The organism is Cellulomonas avistercoris (assembly GCF_014836445.1).
GTDB lineage: Bacteria > Actinomycetota > Actinomycetes > Actinomycetales > Cellulomonadaceae > Cellulomonas > Cellulomonas avistercoris.
Window position 1 is genome coordinate 23,451 of the sequence record NZ_JACSQV010000001.1, and the last position, 17,905, is coordinate 41,355.

The 17,905-nt window shown below is 74.9% G+C and carries 21 protein-coding genes; 8 read left to right on the forward strand and 13 right to left on the reverse strand.

Features of this window, described 5'->3' with window-relative positions; genetic code table 11:
- Positions 1–109 precede the first annotated feature (109 nt).
- Genes H9657_RS00110 through H9657_RS00120 form a run of 3 tightly spaced genes read left to right on the forward strand, consistent with a single transcriptional unit; the run spans position 110 to position 2,309 of the window.
- Complete coding sequence (locus H9657_RS00110) at positions 110–1,459, forward strand: SufS family cysteine desulfurase (RefSeq protein WP_191779134.1); 1,350 nt, start codon at positions 110–112, stop codon at positions 1,457–1,459.
- Entirely contained in the window at positions 1,456–1,971 is a 516-nt protein-coding gene (gene sufU, locus H9657_RS00115) for a Fe-S cluster assembly sulfur transfer protein SufU (RefSeq protein WP_191779136.1), read from the forward strand. The genes H9657_RS00110 and sufU overlap by 4 nt, the downstream gene beginning before the upstream one ends.
- Positions 1,968–2,309 carry a metal-sulfur cluster assembly factor gene (locus H9657_RS00120; RefSeq protein ID WP_191779138.1) on the forward strand — a complete coding sequence of 114 codons (342 nt, stop codon included), beginning with the start codon at positions 1,968–1,970 and terminating at the stop codon, positions 2,307–2,309. Before sufU ends, H9657_RS00120 begins: the two co-directional genes overlap by 4 nt.
- 80 nt (positions 2,310–2,389) lie before the next feature.
- Here H9657_RS00120 and H9657_RS00125 read toward each other — a convergent pair whose 3' ends face one another.
- From H9657_RS00125 to H9657_RS00155, 7 genes are all read right to left on the reverse strand, one after another.
- Complete coding sequence (locus H9657_RS00125; RefSeq protein ID WP_191779139.1) at positions 2,390–3,490, reverse strand: sugar kinase; 1,101 nt, start codon at positions 3,488–3,490, stop codon at positions 2,390–2,392.
- 23 nt (positions 3,491–3,513) lie between these two features.
- Positions 3,514–4,149: a bifunctional 4-hydroxy-2-oxoglutarate aldolase/2-dehydro-3-deoxy-phosphogluconate aldolase gene (locus tag H9657_RS00130; protein WP_191779142.1), complete on the reverse strand. Its 636-nt coding sequence runs from the start codon at positions 4,147–4,149 to the stop codon at positions 3,514–3,516.
- A gap of 91 nt (positions 4,150–4,240) precedes the next feature.
- Entirely contained in the window at positions 4,241–5,023 is a 783-nt protein-coding gene (locus H9657_RS19465) for an IclR family transcriptional regulator (protein ID WP_191779144.1), read from the reverse strand.
- Positions 5,024–5,073: 50 nt separating this feature from the next.
- Positions 5,074–5,949, reverse strand: a complete 876-nt coding sequence (gene ypfJ, locus H9657_RS00140) for a KPN_02809 family neutral zinc metallopeptidase (protein ID WP_191779146.1) — start codon at positions 5,947–5,949, stop codon at positions 5,074–5,076.
- A 67-nt stretch (positions 5,950–6,016) separates the two neighbouring features.
- On the reverse strand, positions 6,017–6,652 hold the full coding sequence (locus H9657_RS00145; protein ID WP_191779147.1) for an energy-coupling factor transporter transmembrane component T: 636 nt from the start codon (positions 6,650–6,652) through the stop codon (positions 6,017–6,019).
- Positions 6,649–7,410, reverse strand: coding sequence for an energy-coupling factor ABC transporter ATP-binding protein (locus H9657_RS00150; protein WP_191779149.1), 762 nt, complete (start codon positions 7,408–7,410; stop codon positions 6,649–6,651). Before H9657_RS00150 ends, H9657_RS00145 begins: the two co-directional genes overlap by 4 nt.
- A 5-nt stretch (positions 7,411–7,415) precedes the next feature.
- Positions 7,416–8,075: a biotin transporter BioY gene (locus H9657_RS00155; RefSeq protein ID WP_191779151.1), complete on the reverse strand. Its 660-nt coding sequence runs from the start codon at positions 8,073–8,075 to the stop codon at positions 7,416–7,418.
- Between the two features lie 140 nt (positions 8,076–8,215).
- On the opposite strand from H9657_RS00155, the gene abc-f reads away from it, so the two are divergent.
- Positions 8,216–9,814, forward strand: a complete 1,599-nt coding sequence (gene abc-f, locus H9657_RS00160) for a ribosomal protection-like ABC-F family protein (protein WP_191779153.1) — start codon at positions 8,216–8,218, stop codon at positions 9,812–9,814.
- Here abc-f and H9657_RS00165 read toward each other — a convergent pair.
- The 3 genes from H9657_RS00165 to H9657_RS19340 are packed head-to-tail and all read right to left on the reverse strand — an operon-like array spanning position 9,787 to position 11,311.
- On the reverse strand, positions 9,787–10,722 hold the full coding sequence (locus H9657_RS00165) for an SURF1 family cytochrome oxidase biogenesis protein (protein ID WP_191779155.1): 936 nt from the start codon (positions 10,720–10,722) through the stop codon (positions 9,787–9,789). The genes abc-f and H9657_RS00165 overlap by 28 nt on opposite strands.
- The gene (locus tag H9657_RS00170; RefSeq protein WP_191779157.1) at positions 10,719–10,979 is read right to left on the reverse strand and encodes a hypothetical protein; all 261 of its coding nucleotides are present in this window, start codon (positions 10,977–10,979) and stop codon (positions 10,719–10,721) included. The genes H9657_RS00165 and H9657_RS00170 overlap by 4 nt, the downstream gene beginning before the upstream one ends.
- On the reverse strand, positions 10,976–11,311 hold the full coding sequence (locus H9657_RS19340; protein WP_318241193.1) for a DUF3099 domain-containing protein: 336 nt from the start codon (positions 11,309–11,311) through the stop codon (positions 10,976–10,978). The genes H9657_RS00170 and H9657_RS19340 overlap by 4 nt, the downstream gene beginning before the upstream one ends.
- A gap of 145 nt (positions 11,312–11,456) precedes the next feature.
- Between H9657_RS19340 and fabG the strand changes: the two genes are divergently transcribed.
- The 3 genes from fabG (at position 11,457) to H9657_RS00190 (ending at position 13,673) form a co-directional block, all read left to right on the forward strand.
- Complete coding sequence (gene fabG / locus H9657_RS00180; RefSeq protein WP_191779158.1) at positions 11,457–12,209, forward strand: 3-oxoacyl-ACP reductase FabG; 753 nt, start codon at positions 11,457–11,459, stop codon at positions 12,207–12,209.
- A gap of 62 nt (positions 12,210–12,271) precedes the next feature.
- Positions 12,272–13,039 carry an enoyl-ACP reductase FabI gene (fabI, locus tag H9657_RS00185; protein WP_191779161.1) on the forward strand — a complete coding sequence of 256 codons (768 nt, stop codon included), beginning with the start codon at positions 12,272–12,274 and terminating at the stop codon, positions 13,037–13,039.
- A gap of 112 nt (positions 13,040–13,151) precedes the next feature.
- Positions 13,152–13,673 carry a SixA phosphatase family protein gene (locus H9657_RS00190; RefSeq protein ID WP_191779163.1) on the forward strand — a complete coding sequence of 174 codons (522 nt, stop codon included), beginning with the start codon at positions 13,152–13,154 and terminating at the stop codon, positions 13,671–13,673.
- 70 nt (positions 13,674–13,743) lie between these two features.
- On the opposite strand, the gene serB is transcribed toward H9657_RS00190, so the two are convergent.
- Together serB and H9657_RS00200 are read right to left on the reverse strand one after the other, a co-directional pair.
- Positions 13,744–14,394 carry a phosphoserine phosphatase SerB gene (gene serB / locus H9657_RS00195; RefSeq protein ID WP_191779165.1) on the reverse strand — a complete coding sequence of 217 codons (651 nt, stop codon included), beginning with the start codon at positions 14,392–14,394 and terminating at the stop codon, positions 13,744–13,746.
- A gap of 113 nt (positions 14,395–14,507) precedes the next feature.
- Positions 14,508–15,749: a glucose-1-phosphate adenylyltransferase gene (locus H9657_RS00200; RefSeq protein WP_191779166.1), complete on the reverse strand. Its 1,242-nt coding sequence runs from the start codon at positions 15,747–15,749 to the stop codon at positions 14,508–14,510.
- A gap of 107 nt (positions 15,750–15,856) precedes the next feature.
- Here H9657_RS00200 and glgA point away from each other — a divergent pair, with 107 nt between their 5' ends.
- A complete protein-coding gene (glgA, locus tag H9657_RS00205) occupies positions 15,857–17,083 on the forward strand; it encodes a glycogen synthase (protein WP_191779168.1) in 1,227 nt (408 codons plus the stop codon).
- 53 nt (positions 17,084–17,136) lie between these two features.
- On the opposite strand, the gene H9657_RS00210 is transcribed toward glgA, so the two are convergent.
- A complete protein-coding gene (locus H9657_RS00210; RefSeq protein WP_191779170.1) occupies positions 17,137–17,895 on the reverse strand; it encodes a hypothetical protein in 759 nt (252 codons plus the stop codon).
- Positions 17,896–17,905: the final 10 nt, after the last annotated feature.

The following is a 17,905-nucleotide window of genomic DNA, read 5'->3' on the forward strand; positions in this document are numbered from 1 at the left end:
GCGGCCGCCGGGGGGACCCGGCGGCCGTCGCACCCGTCGTCCCTGGGCGACCGTCGCCACTGCGCGTCCCGCGCACCGTCGGCCGCCTCCCGTCCGCCCGGAGGACCCCATGACCAGCACGCTCGAGCCGCTGCGGCCCGGTACCGCTGACGCCGCGACCCTGTCGGCCGGCGAGCTCGCCGCCGTGCGGGCCGACTTCCCGCTGCTCGAGCGCACGCTCCGCGACGGCCGGCCCCTGGTCTACCTGGACAGCGGTGCCACGTCGCAGAAGCCCGAGGTCGTCCTCGACGCCGAGCAGGACTTCTACGTGCGCCGCAACGCGGCCGTGCACCGCGGTGCGCACCAGCTCGCCGAGGAGGCGACCGAGGCGTTCGAGGACGCGCGCGCCCGCGTCGCCGGCTTCGTCGGCGCGTCCCCGGGCGAGCTCGTGTGGACGTCGAACGCGACGGCCGCCGTCAACCTCGTGGCGTACGCGATGTCCAACGCGTCCCTGGGACGCGGGGGAGAGGCGGCCCGCCGGTTCGCGCTCGCGCCGGGCGACGACATCGTCGTCACCGAGGCCGAGCACCACGCGAACCTCGTGCCGTGGCAGGAGCTCGCGGCGCGGACCGGTGCCACGCTGCGCTGGCTGGGCGTCCACGACGACGGGCGGATCCGCGTGGAGGACCTCGCCACGGTCGTCACCGACCGCACCCGCGTGCTGGCGTTCACGCACGCCTCGAACGTCACGGGCGCGATCACGCCCGTCGACGCCTTCGTCGCGCGAGCCCGCGAGGTCGGGGCGCTCACGGTGCTCGACGCCTGCCAGTCCGTGCCGCACCTCCCGGTGGACCTGGGGGCGCTCGGCGTGGACTTCGCGGCGTTCTCGGGCCACAAGATGTACGGCCCGACCGGCGTCGGCGCGCTGTACGGGCGGCGCGAGCTGCTCGAGGCGATGCCGCCGGTGACGACGGGCGGCTCCATGGTCGAGGTCGTCACGATGGAGACCACGACGTACGCCCCGCCGCCGCAGCGGTTCGAGGCCGGCACGCAGATGGTCTCGCAGGCCGTCGCGCTGGGCGCCGCGGCGCAGTACCTCTCGGAGCTGGGCATGGCGGGCGTGGCCGCGCACGAGCGCCACCTCGCCGGCCTCCTGCTCGACGCCGTCGCGTCCGTGCCCGGTGTGCGGGTCGTCGGTCCCACCGAGAACGTCGACCGCCTCGCGGCCGTGTCGTTCGTCGTCGACGGCGTCCACGCCCACGACGTGGGTCAGGTGCTCGACGACGCCGGCGTGGCCGTGCGCGTCGGCCACCACTGCGCGCAGCCCCTGCACCGCCGCTTCGGCGTCGCGGCGTCGGCGCGCGCGTCGGCCGGCGTCTACACGACCGACGACGACGTCGCGGCGTTCCGGGAAGCACTCGCGGGGGTCCGCGCGTTCTTCGGGATGGACGACGCCACGACCGCAGGGAGCCCCGCATGAGCTCGGCCATGGAGCAGCTGTACCAGCAGGTCATCCTCGACCACGCCAAGTTCCCGCACGGCCGCGGCCTGCCCGAGGGCGCGACGGCCGTGGGTGTCGCGGTGGCGGACCACGGCACGTGCGCGGCGACGTCGCACCAGGTCAACCCCACGTGCGGTGACGAGGTGACCCTGCACGTCGACGTGGACACCTCCGGCGACGTGCCGGTCGTGCGCGACGTCGCGTGGGAGGGGCAGGGGTGCTCGATCTCCCAGGCCTCGGTCTCGGTGCTGCACGACCTCGTCGCCGGTCAGGACCTGCCCACGGTCGACCGGCTCGCGGGCACCTTCCGCGAGCTGATGCAGTCGCGCGGCGCCGGCCTGTCCGACGACGCCGAGGAGTCGCTCGGGGACGCGATCGCGTTCGCCGGCGTCTCCCGTTACGCCGCCCGCGTGAAGTGCGCCCAGCTCGGCTGGGTCGCCCTGAACGACGCCCTCATCCTGTCCGGAGCACGTACGACGGAGGACGCATGACCACCGAACCGATCACCACCCCTGCCGGTCCGCCGACGGTGGCCGACGTCGAGGAGGCGATGCGTGACGTCATCGACCCCGAGCTCGGCATCAACGTCGTCGACCTCGGCCTGGTCTACGGCGTCGTCATCGACCAGACCAGCACCGCCGTCATCGACATGACGCTCACGTCGGCGGCGTGCCCGCTCACGGACGTCATCGAGGACCAGACGGGTCAGGCGCTCGACGGCCTCGTCGACGGCTTCCGCATCAACTGGGTGTGGATGCCGCCGTGGGGCCCGGAGAAGATCACGCCCGACGGCCGCGAGCAGATGCGGGCGCTCGGCTTCAACATCTGAGCGTGCGGGACGACGAGGGCCGCGCCGGTCGACCGGCGAGGCCCTCGTGCTCCCTGCGGACGATCCTCCGTGCGCGGGGCTCAGCGGTCGACGCGCGCCCCGCCGCCACCGGCCAGCTTGATCACCTCGGCAGCGGACGCCATGGTCGTGTCACCCGGCGTGGTCATGGCCAGGGCGCCGTGGGCGGCACCGTACTCGACGGCGGTCTGCAGCGGCTGACCGTCGAGCAGGCCGTAGACGAGCCCCGAGGCGAACGAGTCGCCACCGCCGACGCGGTCGAGGATCTCCAGGCCCGGCCGGTGCGTGGCCTGCACGACACCGGTCTGCGGCGACCACGCGATGGCGCCCCAGTCGTTGACCGTCGCGCTCCGGACGGTGCGCAGGGTCGTCGCGATGACCTTGAAGTGCGGGAACTCCTGCGCCACGCGGGCGATCATGGCCGCGAACGAGTCGACCTCGATGGCCGTGAGGTCGGCGTCGACGCCCTCGACCTCGAACCCGAGCGCGGCGGTGAAGTCCTCCTCGTTGCCGATCATGACGTCGACGTGGCGGGCGATCGCGCGGTTGACCTCCTGGGCGCGCGCGGTCCCGCCGATGGCCCTCCAGAGGCTCGGGCGGTAGTTGAGGTCGTACGAGACGACGGTGCCGTGCCGCTTCGCGGCGGTCACGGCGGCGATCACCGTCTGTGCGGAGGTCTCGGACAGCGCCGCGTAGATGCCGCCGGTGTGGAGCCAGCGCACGCCGAGGTCGCCGAAGAGGTGGTCCCAGTCGACGTCGTCGGGGCCGAGCACGCTCGCGGCCGTGTGGCCGCGGTCGGAGACCCCGACGGCGCCGCGCACGCCGAAGCCCCGCTCGGTGAAGTTGAGGCCGTTGCGCACCGAGCGGCCGATGCCGTCGTAGGGCAGCCACGTCAGGAAGGACGTGTCGACGCCGCCCTGGAGGATGAGGTCCTCGACCAGCCGGCCGATCTCGTTGTCGGCGAGGGCGGTGACCACCGCGGTGCGCAGGCCGAACGCACGACGCAGCCCGCGCGCGACGTTGTACTCACCCCCGCCCTCCCAGGCCCGGAACTGGCGGGCGGTGCGGATGCGGCCCTCCCCGGGGTCGAGGCGGAGCATCACCTCGCCGAGGGAGACCGCGTCGTAGCGGACGTCGTCGGCGGGACGGATCTGCAGGGGCATGGTTCTCTCCTCGACGGGGGTGGTCAGGGACGCAGGTGCGCCGCGAGCGCGACGGCCTCGGCCACGAGGGACCGGACGGCGTCGACGTCCCGGGCGCGCACGAGGCCGCGGGGGACCATCCACGACCCTCCGACCGCGGCGACGCACGACAGCGCGAGGTACTCGCCGAGGTTGGCCGTGCCGACGCCTCCGGTGGGGACGAACCGCACACCGCCGAAGGGGGCGGCGAGCGCGGCGATGGCCGCGCTGCCGCCGGACGTCCCGGCCGGGAAGAACTTCACGGTCTCGATGCCGAGCTCCAGGGCAGCCTGCACCTCGGTCGCGGTGACGGCACCCGGGATCACGGGCACGCCGTGCTCGTTCGCGCGTTCCACCACGGCGCGGGACGTGCCGGGCGACACGAGGTACCGGGCACCGGCGGCGACCGCCCGGTCGACCTGGTCGGGCGTGAGGACGGTCCCGGCGCCGACGAGCACGTCGCCCCGCCCGGCCAGGACGCGGATCGCGTCGGCTGCCGCGGCGGTGCGGAACGTGACCTCCGCGACGGGAAGCCCACCGGAGACGAGCGCCTCGCCCAGGGGCCCGGCGTCGGCCGCGTCGTCGAGCACGACGACGGGCACCAGGCGATGGGCGGCGAGCTGCTCGAGGATGTCGGCCATGATGCTCCGTTTCGTCTAGCGGAACGCTAGTGGCGTCCAGCGGAACAAGCATGCCATGGCGGTGTACCGAGGCCCAGCGAGGGCGGGCGTGTCAGGCCTGGAGCGCGAGGCCCGTGGGCAGCAGGGGGCTCGCCACGGCGATCACCTGCTCGTGCAGCGTCGTCATGCGCTCGGGCGTCATGCGGTCCGCGGGGGCGGTGACGCTGAGCGCCGCCACGGGACGCCCGCCGCGCAGCAGCGGCACCGCGAGGCACGCGATGCCGGGCTCGTTCTCCTGGACCTCCGTCGCGTAACCCCGCGACCGGGCGGCCTCCAGCTCCGTGGCCAGGGCGTCGGCCGTGATCCGCCCCTCCGGGCGGACGGCGCCCGCGTACACGTCCAGCGCCGCGTCGGGCGTCGCGCCGAACGCGAGGAGCGCCCGGCCGAGAGCGGTCGTCGCCGCCCAGTTGCGCCGCCCGACGGCTGACCAGACGCGCACCGGACGGTCCGGCTCGACCTTGTCCAGGTAGACGACGTGGACGCCGTTGAGCACCCCGAGGTGCACGAGCTCGTTGGTTTCCGAGCACACGGCGACGAGCGCGCCGTGCAGCCGCGCGGGCAGGTCGTTCTCGGAGAAGTACCGGTCCGCGAGGCCCACGCCTGCAGGGCCGAGTGAGTACCGGCCCGTCGTGGGGTCCTGCGAGACGTAGTCGCGGTGGCGCAGCGCGGCGAGCGAGCGGTGCACGGTCGTCTTGTGCACGCCGAGGCTCGCGGACAGGTCAGCGAGCGAGACCCCGGCCGGACCCGCGGACGCCACCGCCTCGAGCGTGCGCAGCGCACGGTCGACGCTCTCGACCGGCGACGTCGGCACGACGACCGGGGGATCGACCTCCACGGCACCACCCTACGGGTCGGCGGTCGAGGGGCCGACGCGCTGCCCCGTGCTCAGAGGTCGGTGGCCGCGAAGGTGTCGCAGGCCGCGAGCGAGCCCTGCTCGTAGCCGATCGTGAACCACTTCTGACGCTGCTCGCTCGACCCGTGGGTCCAGGTGTCGGGGTCGACCCCGCCGCCGGACTGCTGCTGGATGTGGTCGTCGCCCACCGCGGCCGCGGCGTCGAGCGCCTGGGCGAGCTCCTCGGCGGTGATGGGCTCGAGGTACGGCGTGTCCGTCCCGGGCCGCACCGTCTCCGTCGCGTCCCCGGCCCACATGCCGGCGTAGCAGTCGGCCTGCAGCTCGACGCGCACGGAGTCGGACTCGGCACCGCCGCCGCTGCGGTCCGCGGCGTCGAAGACGCCCGTGAGGTTCTGGACGTGGTGCCCGTACTCGTGGGCGTAGACGTACATCTCGGCGAGGGGGCCGCCCTGCGCGCCGAACTGCTGCTGCAGCGTCGCGAAGAAGGCGAGGTCGATGTAGACCGTCTGGTCGGGCGGGCAGTAGAACGGTCCGGTCGCGGACGTCGCGGCACCGCACGCCGTCGACACGTTGTCGCTGAACGCCTGCACGCCGGGCTGGGCGAACGTCGCCCCGGCCGCGGGCACCTGCGCGCCCCAGTAGGTGTCGAGCGCCTGGACCGTGACCTCGAGCCGGCACGCCGGGTCGGTGTTCGCCTGCTCGACCGTGCACGAGTCCACGAGGTTGCCGCCTGCGGCGGGGTCGGGCTCCGAGCCGCCGCCGATCACACCGGAGACGTCCTGCCCGGTGAAGAGGTAGATGGCCAGGGCGATGATCCCGATCAGGCCGCCGCCGCCCGCGACGGCACGACCACCGCCGCCGCGCTTGACGCGTCCGCCCTGGAAGTCTCCTCCGTCGCTGAATGTCACGCGCACACGGTAGTGCCGACCGGACGAGGGCGCGCGGGCAGTCGTGCGCGCGGGTGCACCGGCCGGGTCAGTCGCCCAGACCGCGTGCGGCCAGTGCGTCACCCGTCGTGCGGGCGTGGCCGACCATCCGCACCGCGGCGGGCACGACGACCGCCCGCGGGTCACGGTCCAGCCCGCGGGCCCGCGCGGCGTCGCGGGCCTCGCCGACGACCTGGACGAGCACGGGCACGGTGCGCAGGAACAGGCCGACGGCGAGCGCGACCGTCTCCGGCGGCAGCCCGACGTGCCGCAGCGGGCGCGTCGCCCGTGCGACGACGGCCAGGAGGTCGTCGGCGCGCGTCGTCGCGGTCACGAGCGCGCCGGCGAGGACGAGCGTGAGCAGGTCGAGCGCGACCTCGGCCCCGAGCGCCGGCCCGCGCGCCCAGGTCTGGTACGCGGCGAGCACGCCCGCGGTCACCAGCACCGGCAGGATGCCCCGGGTCGCGCGGTGCCACGGCACGCGGGCGCGCGCGGTGACGAGCACGACGACGGCGAGACCCGCCGCGGCCGCGGCGGGGCCGACGGGCAGGACGACCAGGACGCCGGTCAGCGCGAGCAGCAGGAGCTTGGCGGCGGCGGGCAGGCGGTGGACGACGCTGTCCCCGGGATGGTGCAGCCCGAGCGGCCCGGCCCAGGGTGCCCGCAGGGGCCGCCCGCGGGTCACGCTGATCCCGCTGGGGCTCGCCCGGCACGGTCGACGCCGTGCGGAGGAGGTGCGGCACCCATCAGGGCGCGGTAGCGCGCGAGCGCGGGCCCCGGCTCGTCGTCCGCGACGACCAGGCCGCCGTCGACGACGATCACGCGGTCCGCCCGCGCGGCCGCCTCCAGGTCGTGCGTCACCGCGACGACCTGCTGGGGGAGCGAGGCCAGCAACGCGTCCACGTGCGTGCGCCAGCGCAGGTCGAGCAGCGTCGTCGGCTCGTCGCACACGAGCACGGCCGGCTCCGTCGCGAGGACCGCGGCCAGCGCGAGCAGCTGGCGCTGACCGCCCGACAGCGCGTGCACCGAGACGTGGGCGCGGTCGGCCAGGCCGTACCGCGCCAGCACGGCGAGCGCGCGGGCCTCGCGCTCGCGGGGGTCCGGCACCGTGCGCCGCAGGGACAGCGCGACGTCCTCGACGGGTGTCGGCATGACGATCTGCGCGTCGGGGTCGGTGAACACGAAGCCGACGCGTCGCCGCACCGCCGCGCCGTCGGCGACGGTGTCGAGGCCGTCGACGCGCACGCGCCCCGCCGACGGCAGGACGAGCCCGTTGAGCAGGCGTGCGAGCGTCGACTTGCCGGACCCGTTGGCCCCGACGACCGCGACGTGGCGTTCGGCGAGCCGCAGCGACACCGGGCCCAGGAGCCGCACGACGCGGTCGGGGCCGCCGGTCGGGTCGGGTGACCAGGCGGTGACCTCGGCGGCGTCGAGCTCGATCACGGCGGTCAGCGCCGGTCGCGGCGCAGGTCGGGGAACGCGCGCAGCACGGCGAGCGTCACGCCGGCGGCGAGCAGGTTCTTCACGACGTCGCCGGGCCAGTAGACGACGTCGATCGCGAGCGCCTCGCGGGCCGTGACGCCCAGGCGCGCCATGAGCCCGAGGACGCCGGCGGGGTGCGTCACGAGGAACGACGAGCCGAGCCCCGCCGCGACGAGCAGCGGGTAGCGCCACACGGGACGCGCCCGCAGCGCGAGGCCGCCGAGCCACCCGGCGGCGGCCGCCGCGAGCGGGAACGCGAGCAGGTAGCCGACGGACGGCTTGCCGAGCACGCCCAGGCCGCCGGTCATCTCGGCGAAGACCGGGACGCCTGCGAGGCCCACGACGAGGTACAGCGCCACCGCGAGGAACCCGCGACGGGCCCCGAGCACGAGGCCCGCGACGACGACGCCGAACGTCTGCAGCGTGATCGGCACGCCGGACCCCGTCGGGATCGCCGGGACCAGCGCGCACGCGGCGACGAACGCCGCGAACGTCGCGACGAGCGCGACGTCGGTGCTCGCGCGCCGCGCGGCCCGGGGGACCGGCGGCTCGGTGAGGAGGGGCACCGCGTCGGGTGCCGAGGGGTCCGTCCGGGTGGCGCTGTCGTCCGCGGGACTGGTGGGCATGCGCTGGCTCCCGGTGAGGATGAGGTGGAGGGTCGGGCGTCCGACCGCTCGCCACGCTAGCGGCTGGGTACGATGGTCGGCGTTTGTGCCGGGGGCCAGAACCCACCCGGTCTTCTCGTAGGAAACCGAGGAACACCCCTGTGATCACCGCTTCGGGCGTGGAGCTGCGCGTCGGCGCCCGCGTCCTGCTGGAACCGACGACCTTCCGGATCGCCTCCGGCGACCGCATCGGTCTCGTCGGCCGCAACGGTGCGGGCAAGACCACCTTGACCAAGACCCTGGCGGGGGAGACCCAGCCGACCGGCGGGACGATCTCGCGCAGCGGCGACGTGGGCTACCTGCCCCAGGACCCGAGCGCGGGCGACCTCACCCAGCTCGCGATGGACCGGGTGCTCGGCGCCCGCGGCCTGGACGCCGTCCTGGCGTCGATGCGCGAGACCGAGGTCGCCATGGCGTCGGCGGACGACGCGACCCGCGACAAGGCGATGGACCGCTACACGCGGCTCGAGGCGCGGTTCACCGCGGCCGGCGGGTACGCGGCCGAGAGCGAGGCGCACCGCATCACCGCGGCGCTCGGGCTCGACGACCGGGTCCTCGGGCAGAACCTGGGGACGCTGTCCGGTGGCCAGCGCCGCCGTGTCGAGCTCGCGCGCATCCTGTTCTCGGGAGCGGACACGCTGCTCCTCGACGAGCCGACCAACCACCTCGACGCCGACTCCATCGTGTGGCTGCGCGAGTACCTCAAGAGCTACCCGGGCGGCTTCATCGTCATCAGCCACGACGTCGAGCTGCTGCGCGCGACCGTCAACAAGGTGTTCTACCTCGACGCGAACCGTTCGCAGCTCGACCTGTACAACCTGGGCTGGGACGCCTACCTGCTGCAGCGCGAGACGGACGAGAAGCGCCGGCGCCGCGAGCGGGCCAACGCCGAGAAGAAGGCCGCGACGCTCATGGCGCAGGCCGACAAGATGCGCGCCAAGGCCACCAAGGCGGTCGCCGCGCAGAACATGGCCCGCCGTGCCGAGCGCATGCTGTCGGGCCTCGACGCGGTCCGCGCGTCGGACAAGGTGGCCCGCCTGCGGTTCCCCGACCCGGCGCCGTGCGGACGCACGCCGCTGACGGCGGAGGGCCTGTCGAAGTCGTACGGCTCGCAGGAGGTCTTCACGGACGTCTCGCTCGCGATCGACCGGGGGAGCAAGGTCGTCGTCCTGGGCCTCAACGGCGCGGGCAAGACGACGCTGCTGCGCATGCTCGGCGGCCTGCAGGAGCCCGACACCGGTGAGGTCAAGCCGGGTCACGGTCTCAAGCTCGGGTACTACGCGCAGGAGCACGAGACGCTCGACCTGGGGCGCACGGTCCTGGAGAACCTGCGCACCGCGGCACCCGACCTCACCGACACCCAGGTGCGGTCCGTCCTGGGCTCGTTCCTGTTCTCGGGGGACGACGCCGACAAGCCGGCTCGCGTGCTCTCCGGCGGTGAGAAGACCCGGCTCGCCCTGGCGACGCTCGTCGTGTCGAGCGCCAACGTGCTGCTGCTCGACGAGCCGACCAACAACCTCGACCCCGCCTCGCGCGAGGAGATCCTCGCCGCGCTGCGGGGCTACCAGGGCGCCGTCGTCCTCGTCAGCCACGACGAGGGCGCGGTCGCGGCCCTCGAGCCCGAGCGCGTCCTGCTGCTGCCGGACGGCGACGAGGACCTGTGGAGCGCCGACTACCTGGACCTCATCGCGCTGGCCTGAGCGGGGGCGGTGCGTGCCTCGTGCGCGTCGATCTCGGCGTCCTCGTCGAGCTCGTCGCGTCCGCGCGCCCGCCGGGGGCGGGCGGGCCGCACCGTCAGCGACCCGTCGCCCACGCTGACCACGGACGTCCACTCGCGCCGCGCGGCCACGCCGAAGGCCGCGAGGGCGCCGAGCGCGAAGACCCACCACTGGAACGCGTACGACAGGTGCGAGCCGGGGTCGGTGCTCGGCGCGGCCAGCGCGCCGAGCGGCTCGGCCGCGGCCGGCTCCTCGCGCACGAGCGCACCGTAGGCGGCGTACGGCTCGCCCTCGACGCCGGCGGCCCCGAGCACCTGGGCGGGCGCGATGGCCTGCACCTGCCCGGGCGGGGCGTCGCGGCTGCTCGTCGGCTCGCCGGGGCGTACCCGGACCGTGACCGTCACGTCGCCGCGCGGCGGTGCGGGGACGTCGACGTCGACCGAGCCGTCCGCACCCGTGGGCACCCAGCCGCGGTCGACGACGAGCACGCGTCCCGCGTCGACAGGGTCACCGGCGTCGCGCGGCGCGGCATCCGTCACGAGGAACGGCACGAGGGCGTGGTAGGCGGGCGTGCCGTCGACGGGACGGTTGCGCAGCAGCACCGTCGCGTCGTCGAGGTACCGCCCGCTGACCTCCACCGAGCGCCACGCGTCGGCGTCGGGGAGCGCCGCGTCGGGGTCCGGCACGACGTCCGCGAGGTCGACGGGCGCCGCCGCGTAGTTCGCCTCGACGACGGCGATGGCGGCGTCACGGTCGACGTGCCGCTGCCACTGCCAGCGCCCGAGGAACGCGCACGTCACGGCGACGACGACGGCCACGAGCACGAGCACGACGGCCTGCCGGTGGGCCGCGGCGCGCAGGTCGGCGGCCGCGGGTCCTGCGGTGCTCACGGCTCGGCCCGGACCAGGTCGTCGACCGGGACGACGTCGCGCAGGAAGTCACGCACGCGCAGGTACTCCGACAGGTGCTCACGGTGGCTGTCGCACGCGAGCCAGACCTTGCGCCGCTCGGGGGTGTGCAGCTTCGGGTTGTTCCACAGCACGCCCCAGGCGGGGACGGCCCGGCAGCCGCGCGCGCTGCAGACGAGCTCGCCGACGGTGTCGGGGGTGGCGGGGGCGGCGTCCGGCCCCGGGTGCGCGGCGGTCATCGGTCGTTCCCCAGCTCGTCGTGACGCGGCGCGGGGCCGATCTCGCGCGCCTCGAAGAAGACGTCGGACGTGTCGCGCCGCTCGCGGCCCGCGTTGGCCAGCAGCACCGCGACGTAGGGCAGCACGGCCGCGGCGGTGATCAGCGCGAGCGACACGGCCACCGGGACGTGGGACCACAGCAGGCCGGCCGCGACGAAGCACACGACGCGCACGCCCATCTGCCACAGGTAGCGGTGCTGACGGCGCGCGAGGTCGTCGGCCAGGGGCTCGGGCGCCGACGTGATGCGGTGCACCTCCGGCTCCGGACGCCCGGCGCGACGACGTGTGCTCACCACCCGATGGTAGGCGCCGTGCGGGGCACGGGCCGCTCGACGTGGTCGGACCCACACTTTGTGGGCCTCCCACAACGGGGGAGCCGCAACTCAGGACGGCGTGCACCCCGCTGCGACGCCCGGCCGTCGGCTAGCGTCGTGTCCCGTGCCTGCGACGACACCCGAGACCACGCCCGCCGACCCGACCGCCCGCGCCGCCCGCAGCGTCCTGGTGACCGGTGCCAACCGCGGCATCGGTCGTGCCATCGCGGAGCGCTTCGTCGCCGCGGGTGACCGGGTCGCCACGATCGTCCGGTCCGGCGGCGCGCCCGACGGTGTCCTCGAGGTCATCGGCGACGTGCGCGACACGGCCTCCGTCGACGCCGCGTTCACCCAGGTCGAGGCGGCCCACGGGCCGGTCGAGGTGCTCGTCGCGAACGCGGGCGTGACGCGGGACGGCCTGCTCATGCGCATGACGGACGAGGACTTCGCCGACGTCATCGACGTGAACCTCACCGGTGCGTTCCGGGTCGTGCGGCGCGCGAGCAAGGGCATGATCCGGCTGCGCCGCGGCCGCATCGTGCTCATCTCCTCGGTCGTCGGCATGTACGGCTCGCCCGGGCAGGTGAACTACGCGTCGTCGAAGTCGGCGCTGGTCGGCATGGCCCGCTCGGTGACGCGCGAGCTCGGGGGGCGCGGCATCACGGCGAACGTGGTCGCGCCGGGCTTCATCGACACCGACATGACCAAGGCCCTGCCCGAGGACCGGCAGCAGGCCTACCTCGGGTCCATCCCCGCCGGCCGCTTCGGCCACGCGGACGAGGTGGCCGCCGCCGTGCAGTTCCTCGCCTCCGACGACGCCGCCTACGTGAGCGGTGCCGTGCTGCCCGTCGACGGCGGCCTCGGCATGGGGCACTGACCCACCCACACCCCGCGCCGGCGCCCCGCGCCCCGGCCCCACGACCGAGAGGCACCTGGACCATGGCACTGCTCGAGGGCAAGACCCTGCTCGTCACCGGCGTCCTGACGGACAGCTCGATCGCGTTCCACGTCGCGCGCCTGGCGCAGGAGCAGGGCGCGACCGTCGTGCTGACGTCCTTCGGACGTCAGCTGCGCCTCACGCAGGCGATCGGGCGGCGCCTGCCGCACGCGGCGCCCGTCGTCGAGCTCGACGTCACGTCGGACGACGACCTGGCGGCGCTCGCCGACCGTGTGCGTGAGCACACGGACCACCTCGACGGGGTCGTCCACTCCATCGGGTTCGCGCCGCAGTCCGTCATGGGCGGCAACTTCCTGGCGGGGCAGTGGGAGGACGTCGCGACGGCCGTGCACGTCAGCGCGTACTCGCTCAAGGCGCTCGCGGTGGCGTCCCAGCCGCTGCTGACGCGCGGCTCGAGCCTCGTCGGGCTCACGTTCGACGCGCGCTACGCGTGGCCCGTCTACGACTGGATGGGCGTCGCGAAGGCGGCATTCGAGTCGACCGCGCGGTACCTCGCGCGCGACCTCGGACCGCAGGGGATCCGCGTCAACCTCGTGTCGGCCGGCCCGATCCGCACCACGGCGGCCAAGTCGATCCCCGGCTTCGAGGCCATGGAGGGCGGGTGGCCCGACCGGGCGCCGCTCGGGTGGGACGTGAAGGACCCCGAGCCGACGGCGCGCGCCGTCGCCGCGCTGCTGTCCGACTGGTTCCCCGCCACGACGGGCGAGATCGTCCACGTCGACGGTGGCGTGCACGCGATGGGTCTGTGACGCCCGTCGCGGCACGCGGCTGCGGCCCCCGGCAGGCGGACGTCACGTTCGTCACGTCCGCCGGGGCCGTCGCGGGTACCTCGGCGGCGGTGCCGGGTGGCACCCTGGTGCGGTGACCCTGCACCGCCTCGTCCTCCTGCGGCACGCGAAGGCCGAGCCGGCCGGCGTCGTCGTCGACCACGAGCGCCCGCTCGCGCTGGTCGGACGCCGCCAGGCCTCGGCCGTCGGCGCCGCGCTGGCCGCCGCCGGCCTGGCGCCCACGCACGTGCTGTGCTCGTCCGCGCTGCGCACGCGTCAGACGTGGGAGATCGCGCGGACGGCCCTCGGCGCCGCCGGTGCGCCCGCACCGGTCGTCTCCGTGAGCGACGACCTCTACGACGCGTCGACGGGCGACCTGGCCGCGATCCTGCAGCCGCTGCCCGACGAGGCAGCCACCGTCCTGGTCGTGGGGCACGAGCCGACGATGTCGCAGGCGGCCGGCGTGCTCGCGGGGGACGGTTCCGACGAGGCCGTGCTCGCGCGCGTGCGCGGCGGAGTGCCGACGGCGGCCTGGACCGTGCTGGAGGTCGACGGCGCCTGGGACCTGGTCGCTCCGGGCGCGCTGCGGCTCGTCCGCCTCGAGATCCCGGCCTGAGGCTGCACGGCCGGGGGACCACCCGGCCGCAGCCCCGCCGCGCGCGGGCGCCGGGCGCGGTCCCGGACGCTCAGCCGGCGAAGGGTGCGAGCGCCAGCACGGCGTCGAGCCGCCCCGCCACCGCGACGTCCGCCGCCCGCGCGACGACCGGCTTGGCGTTGAACGCGATCCCGGTGTCCGCCGCGGCCAGCATGTCGAGGTCGTTGGCCCCGTCGCCGATCGCGACGGTCCGGCTCATGGGCACCCCCAGCTCGAGCGCCCAGGCCGTGAGCGTGGCGGCCTTCGCGGCACGGTCCACGACCGGGCCGTCGACGCGCCCCGTCAGGTGCCCGTCACGGACCTCGAGCCGGTTGGCGTGCACGCGCGTGATGCCGAGCCGCGCGGCCAGCGGGCGGGCGACCTCGACGAAGCCGCCGGACACCAGCCCGACGGGCCAGCCGCGCCCCTGCAGCTCGGCGACCAGCTCGACGGCACCGGGCGTCAGCTCGACCTCCGCCAGCACGTCGTCGAACACCGACACGGGCAGGCCCGCGAGCGTCGCGACGCGCTCCCGCAGCGACTGCGCGAAGTCGATCTCGCCGCGCATCGCGCGCTCGGTGATCTGCGCGACGAGGGGCCGCGAGCCGGCGTGCCCCGCGAGCATCTCGACGACCTCGCCGGTGATGAGCGTCGAGTCGACGTCCATGACGACGAGGCGGGCTGCGGCCGTACGGGTGTCCACGCCCGCAGGCTAACGGGCGTGGTCGGCGGGCACGGCCGGTGTCCGCATGGCGTCCGGGGGCGGGGGGGGGGGGGGGGGGGGGGGGGCCCCCCCCCCCCCCCCCCCCCGCGGCGTCAGTCCGTGATGACGGTGCCCTTGGGCACGACCGTGATGCCGCTGTCCGTGACGGTGAACCCACGGGCCCGGTCGTGCTCGTGGTCCAGGCCGACGCGGGCACGCTCGGGCACGATGACGTTCTTGTCGAGGATCGCGTGGTGGATCTGCGCGTACCGCTCGACCTGCACGCCGTCCATGAGCACCGAGTCCGTGACCTGCGCCCACGAGTGGAGCCGGATGCCCGGCGACAGGATGGAGCCCGACACGGTGGCGCCGGACACGACGACACCGGGGGACACGATGGAGTCGGCCGCGTGCCCGAGGCGCCCCGCGCCCGCGTGGACGAACTTGGCCGGCGGCAGGCCCGTGTACCCGGTGTGCAGCGGCCACTCGTCGTTGTAGAGGTTGAACACCGGCTCGATCGAGATGAGGTCCTGGTTCGCGTCGAAGTACGAGTCGAGCGTCCCGACGTCGCGCCAGTAGTCGCGGTCGCGGTCGGTGGAGCCCGGCACGTCGTTGCGGATGAAGTCGTAGACGCCGGCGGTGCCGCGCTCGACGAACCACGGCACGATGTCGCCGCCCATGTCGTGCCGCGAGTTGACGTCCTCGGCGTCGACGGTCACGGCCTTGACCAGCGCGTCGGCGTTCGCGACGTAGTTGCCCATCGACGCGAGGATCTCGAAGGGGGACCCCGGCACCGGCGTCGGGTCCGACGGCTTCTCGCGGAACGCCGCGATGCGCGTCGGGTCGTCCGGCACGGTCTCGATGACACCGAACTGGTCGGCCATGTCGATCGGCTGCCGGATCCCGGCCACCGTCAGCTCGGCGCCCGACTCGATGTGCGAGTCCACCATCTGGGAGAAGTCCATGCGGTACACGTGGTCGGCGCCGACCACGACGACGATGTCGGGCCGCTCGTCGTCGATGATGTTGAGGCACTGGTAGATCGCGTCGGCGCTGCCCAGGTACCAGTGCTTGCCGACGCGCTGCTGCGCAGGCACGGCGGCCACGTAGTTGCCCAGCAGCGCCGACATGCGCCACGTCTTCGACACGTGGCGGTCGAGCGAGTGGGACTTGTACTGCGTCAGCACGATCACGTGCAGGTAGTGCGAGTTGATGACGTTCGACAGGGCGAAGTCGACGAGCCGGTAGATGCCGCCGAAGGGCACGGCGGGCTTCGCACGGTGCGCGGTGAGCGGCATCAGACGCTTGCCCTCCCCCCCGGCGAGGACGATGGCGAGGACACGCGGCGCTGGCATGCACCCAACCTAGGCCCGACCAGGGCTCTCAGCGAGGCGCACACGCGTCCGGGCGCTAGCGTGTCGCCAGACGACCGGCGGTGGGCCGGTCACGACTGGAGGCACCGGTGCGCGTCGACCTGCTGACCCGCGAGTACCCGCCGCACGTGTACGGGGGCGCGGGCGTCCACGTCGCCGGCCTGACGGCCGTGCTGCGCGAGCTCATCGACGTGCGCGTGCACAGCTTCGACGAGCCCGTCGCCGAGCCCGGCACCCACGGCTACTCCGTGCCCGGCGGCCTGGCCGGTGCCAACGCCGCGCTCGCCACCATGGGCGTCGACCTCGCGATCGTCGACGGCATCGGGCGCGACACGGCCGACGGCGGCACCGACCTGGTGCACTCGCACACGTGGTACGCCAACCTCGCGGGCCACCTCGCGTCGCTGCTGTACGGCGTGCCGCACGTGCTCACCGCGCACAGCCTGGAGCCGCTGCGGCCGTGGAAGGCCGAGCAGCTCGGCGGCGGGTACGCGCTGTCCTCGTGGGTCGAGCGCACCGCGTACGAGGCCGCCGACGCCGTCATCGCGGTCAGCGGGGGCATGCGCGCCGACATCCTGCGGTCCTACCCCGCCGTGGACCCCGCCAAGGTGCACGTCGTGCACAACGGCATCGACCTCGACGGCTGGCAGCGGCCCACGTCCGACGAGGGCATGGCCCGGGCGCGCACCGTCGTGCAGGAGCTCGGCATCGACCCCGACCGGCCGTCCGTGGTGTTCGTCGGCCGGATCACGCGACAGAAGGGCCTGCCCTACCTGCTGCGCGCCGTCGAGGCGCTGCCCACGGACGTGCAGGTCGTGCTGTGCGCCGGTGCGCCCGACACCCCGGAGATCCTCGCGGAGGTGAACGCGCTGGTCGCCGACCTGCGCACGCGCCGCTCCGGGGTCGTGTGGATCGACCGCATGCTGCCGCGCGCCGAGCTCGTCGCCGTGCTCGCGCACGGCACGGTCTTCGCGTGCCCGTCGGTCTACGAGCCGCTCGGCATCGTCAACCTCGAGGCCATGGCGGTCGGCCTGCCCGTCGTCGGCACCGCGACCGGCGGCATCCCGGAGGTCGTCGACGACGGCGTCACGGGCGTGCTCGTGCCGATCGACCAGGTGCAGGACGGCACCGGGACCCCCGTCGACCCGGACGCGTTCGTCGCCGACCTGGGTGCCGCGCTGGCGGACGCCGTCGCGGACACCGAGCGGGCCGCGCGGTGGGGCGTGGCCGCGCGGCGGCGCGTCGAGGACCACTTCTCGTGGCACGCCATCGGCGAGCGCACGCTCGAGGTGTACCGGGGCGTCCTGGGCCGGTGACCAGGGACGGGCGACCGGCGCCCCGGCGCCGGTCGTCAGGCGCGCGTCAGGTATCAGGGGCGCGTCAGGTAGGTGGCGGCCGCCGCCATGGCGCGACGCGCCACCCGGTCGACCTCCCGCAGGGCGGTCGACCGCTGGTCCGCCTGCCACGTGTTGACGGCCCCGCCGTCGTCCTGCGCGGCCAGCGCGACGATCCCGCGCAGGCGGGCGGCGCTCGAGAGCACCCGCAGCCGCTGGGCGTCGACGCCCCGGGGGAGGCGACGCTCCGGCAGGGCGCCGTCGCGGACGTCGGAGATCGCGTCGGCGGCGTCGGGGCGCCACCGCTCGACCCCGAGCGAGACGAGCGCCTCGGTCGCGGTCAGCAGCCCTCGGCGCAGGTCGCGCTCGGCGTCCTCGAGCGTGCCGACCTGCGCCCACACCGCGGTGCGCCAGTCCGGCACGGTCACGGCGCGCCACGTCACCAGGTGCCCCGGCTCGTACTGCGACCCGAACTCCTCGACGTGCGGCACGGCGGCGACCGTCCGGCTGCCGGCCCGCAGCAGCACGCACTCGCCGGCGAGGACGGCGTCGTGCGACACCGCCGCGGGTGCCGCGACCGGCTCGCCGGGGACGGGCAGGACGGCCGCGACCTCGTCGACGGGCGCGCCCAGCCACGTCAGCCAGTCACGCAACGGCGCGGGCTCGCCGTCGGTGTCGACCGTGTGCGGCTCGTCGTCGGCCTGCACGGCGGCGACGGCGCGGTCGCGCTCAGCGGGCGCCGTGAGCCACAGCGCGAGCAGGACGGACCGGGGCAGGTCGAGTGCAGCAGCCACGGCACCACGG

Bases quoted from the DNA above. Each gene is read 5' to 3' on its own strand.
- H9657_RS00110 (WP_191779134.1), top strand. From the start codon at position 110: ATGACCAGCACGCTCGAGCCGCTGCGGCCCGGTACCGCTGACGCCGCG.
- sufU (WP_191779136.1), top strand. From the start codon at position 1,456: ATGAGCTCGGCCATGGAGCAGCTGTACCAGCAGGTCATCCTCGACCAC.
- H9657_RS00120 (WP_191779138.1), top strand. From the start codon at position 1,968: ATGACCACCGAACCGATCACCACCCCTGCCGGTCCGCCGACGGTGGCC.
- H9657_RS00125 (WP_191779139.1), bottom strand. From the start codon at position 3,490: ATGCCCCTGCAGATCCGTCCCGCCGACGACGTCCGCTACGACGCGGTC.
- H9657_RS00130 (WP_191779142.1), bottom strand. From the start codon at position 4,149: ATGGCCGACATCCTCGAGCAGCTCGCCGCCCATCGCCTGGTGCCCGTC.
- H9657_RS00155 (WP_191779151.1), bottom strand. From the start codon at position 8,075: ATGCCCACCAGTCCCGCGGACGACAGCGCCACCCGGACGGACCCCTCG.
- H9657_RS00170 (WP_191779157.1), bottom strand. From the start codon at position 10,979: ATGACCGCCGCGCACCCGGGGCCGGACGCCGCCCCCGCCACCCCCGAC.
- fabI (WP_191779161.1), top strand. From the start codon at position 12,272: ATGGCACTGCTCGAGGGCAAGACCCTGCTCGTCACCGGCGTCCTGACG.
- H9657_RS00200 (WP_191779166.1), bottom strand. From the start codon at position 15,749: ATGCCAGCGCCGCGTGTCCTCGCCATCGTCCTCGCCGGGGGGGAGGGC.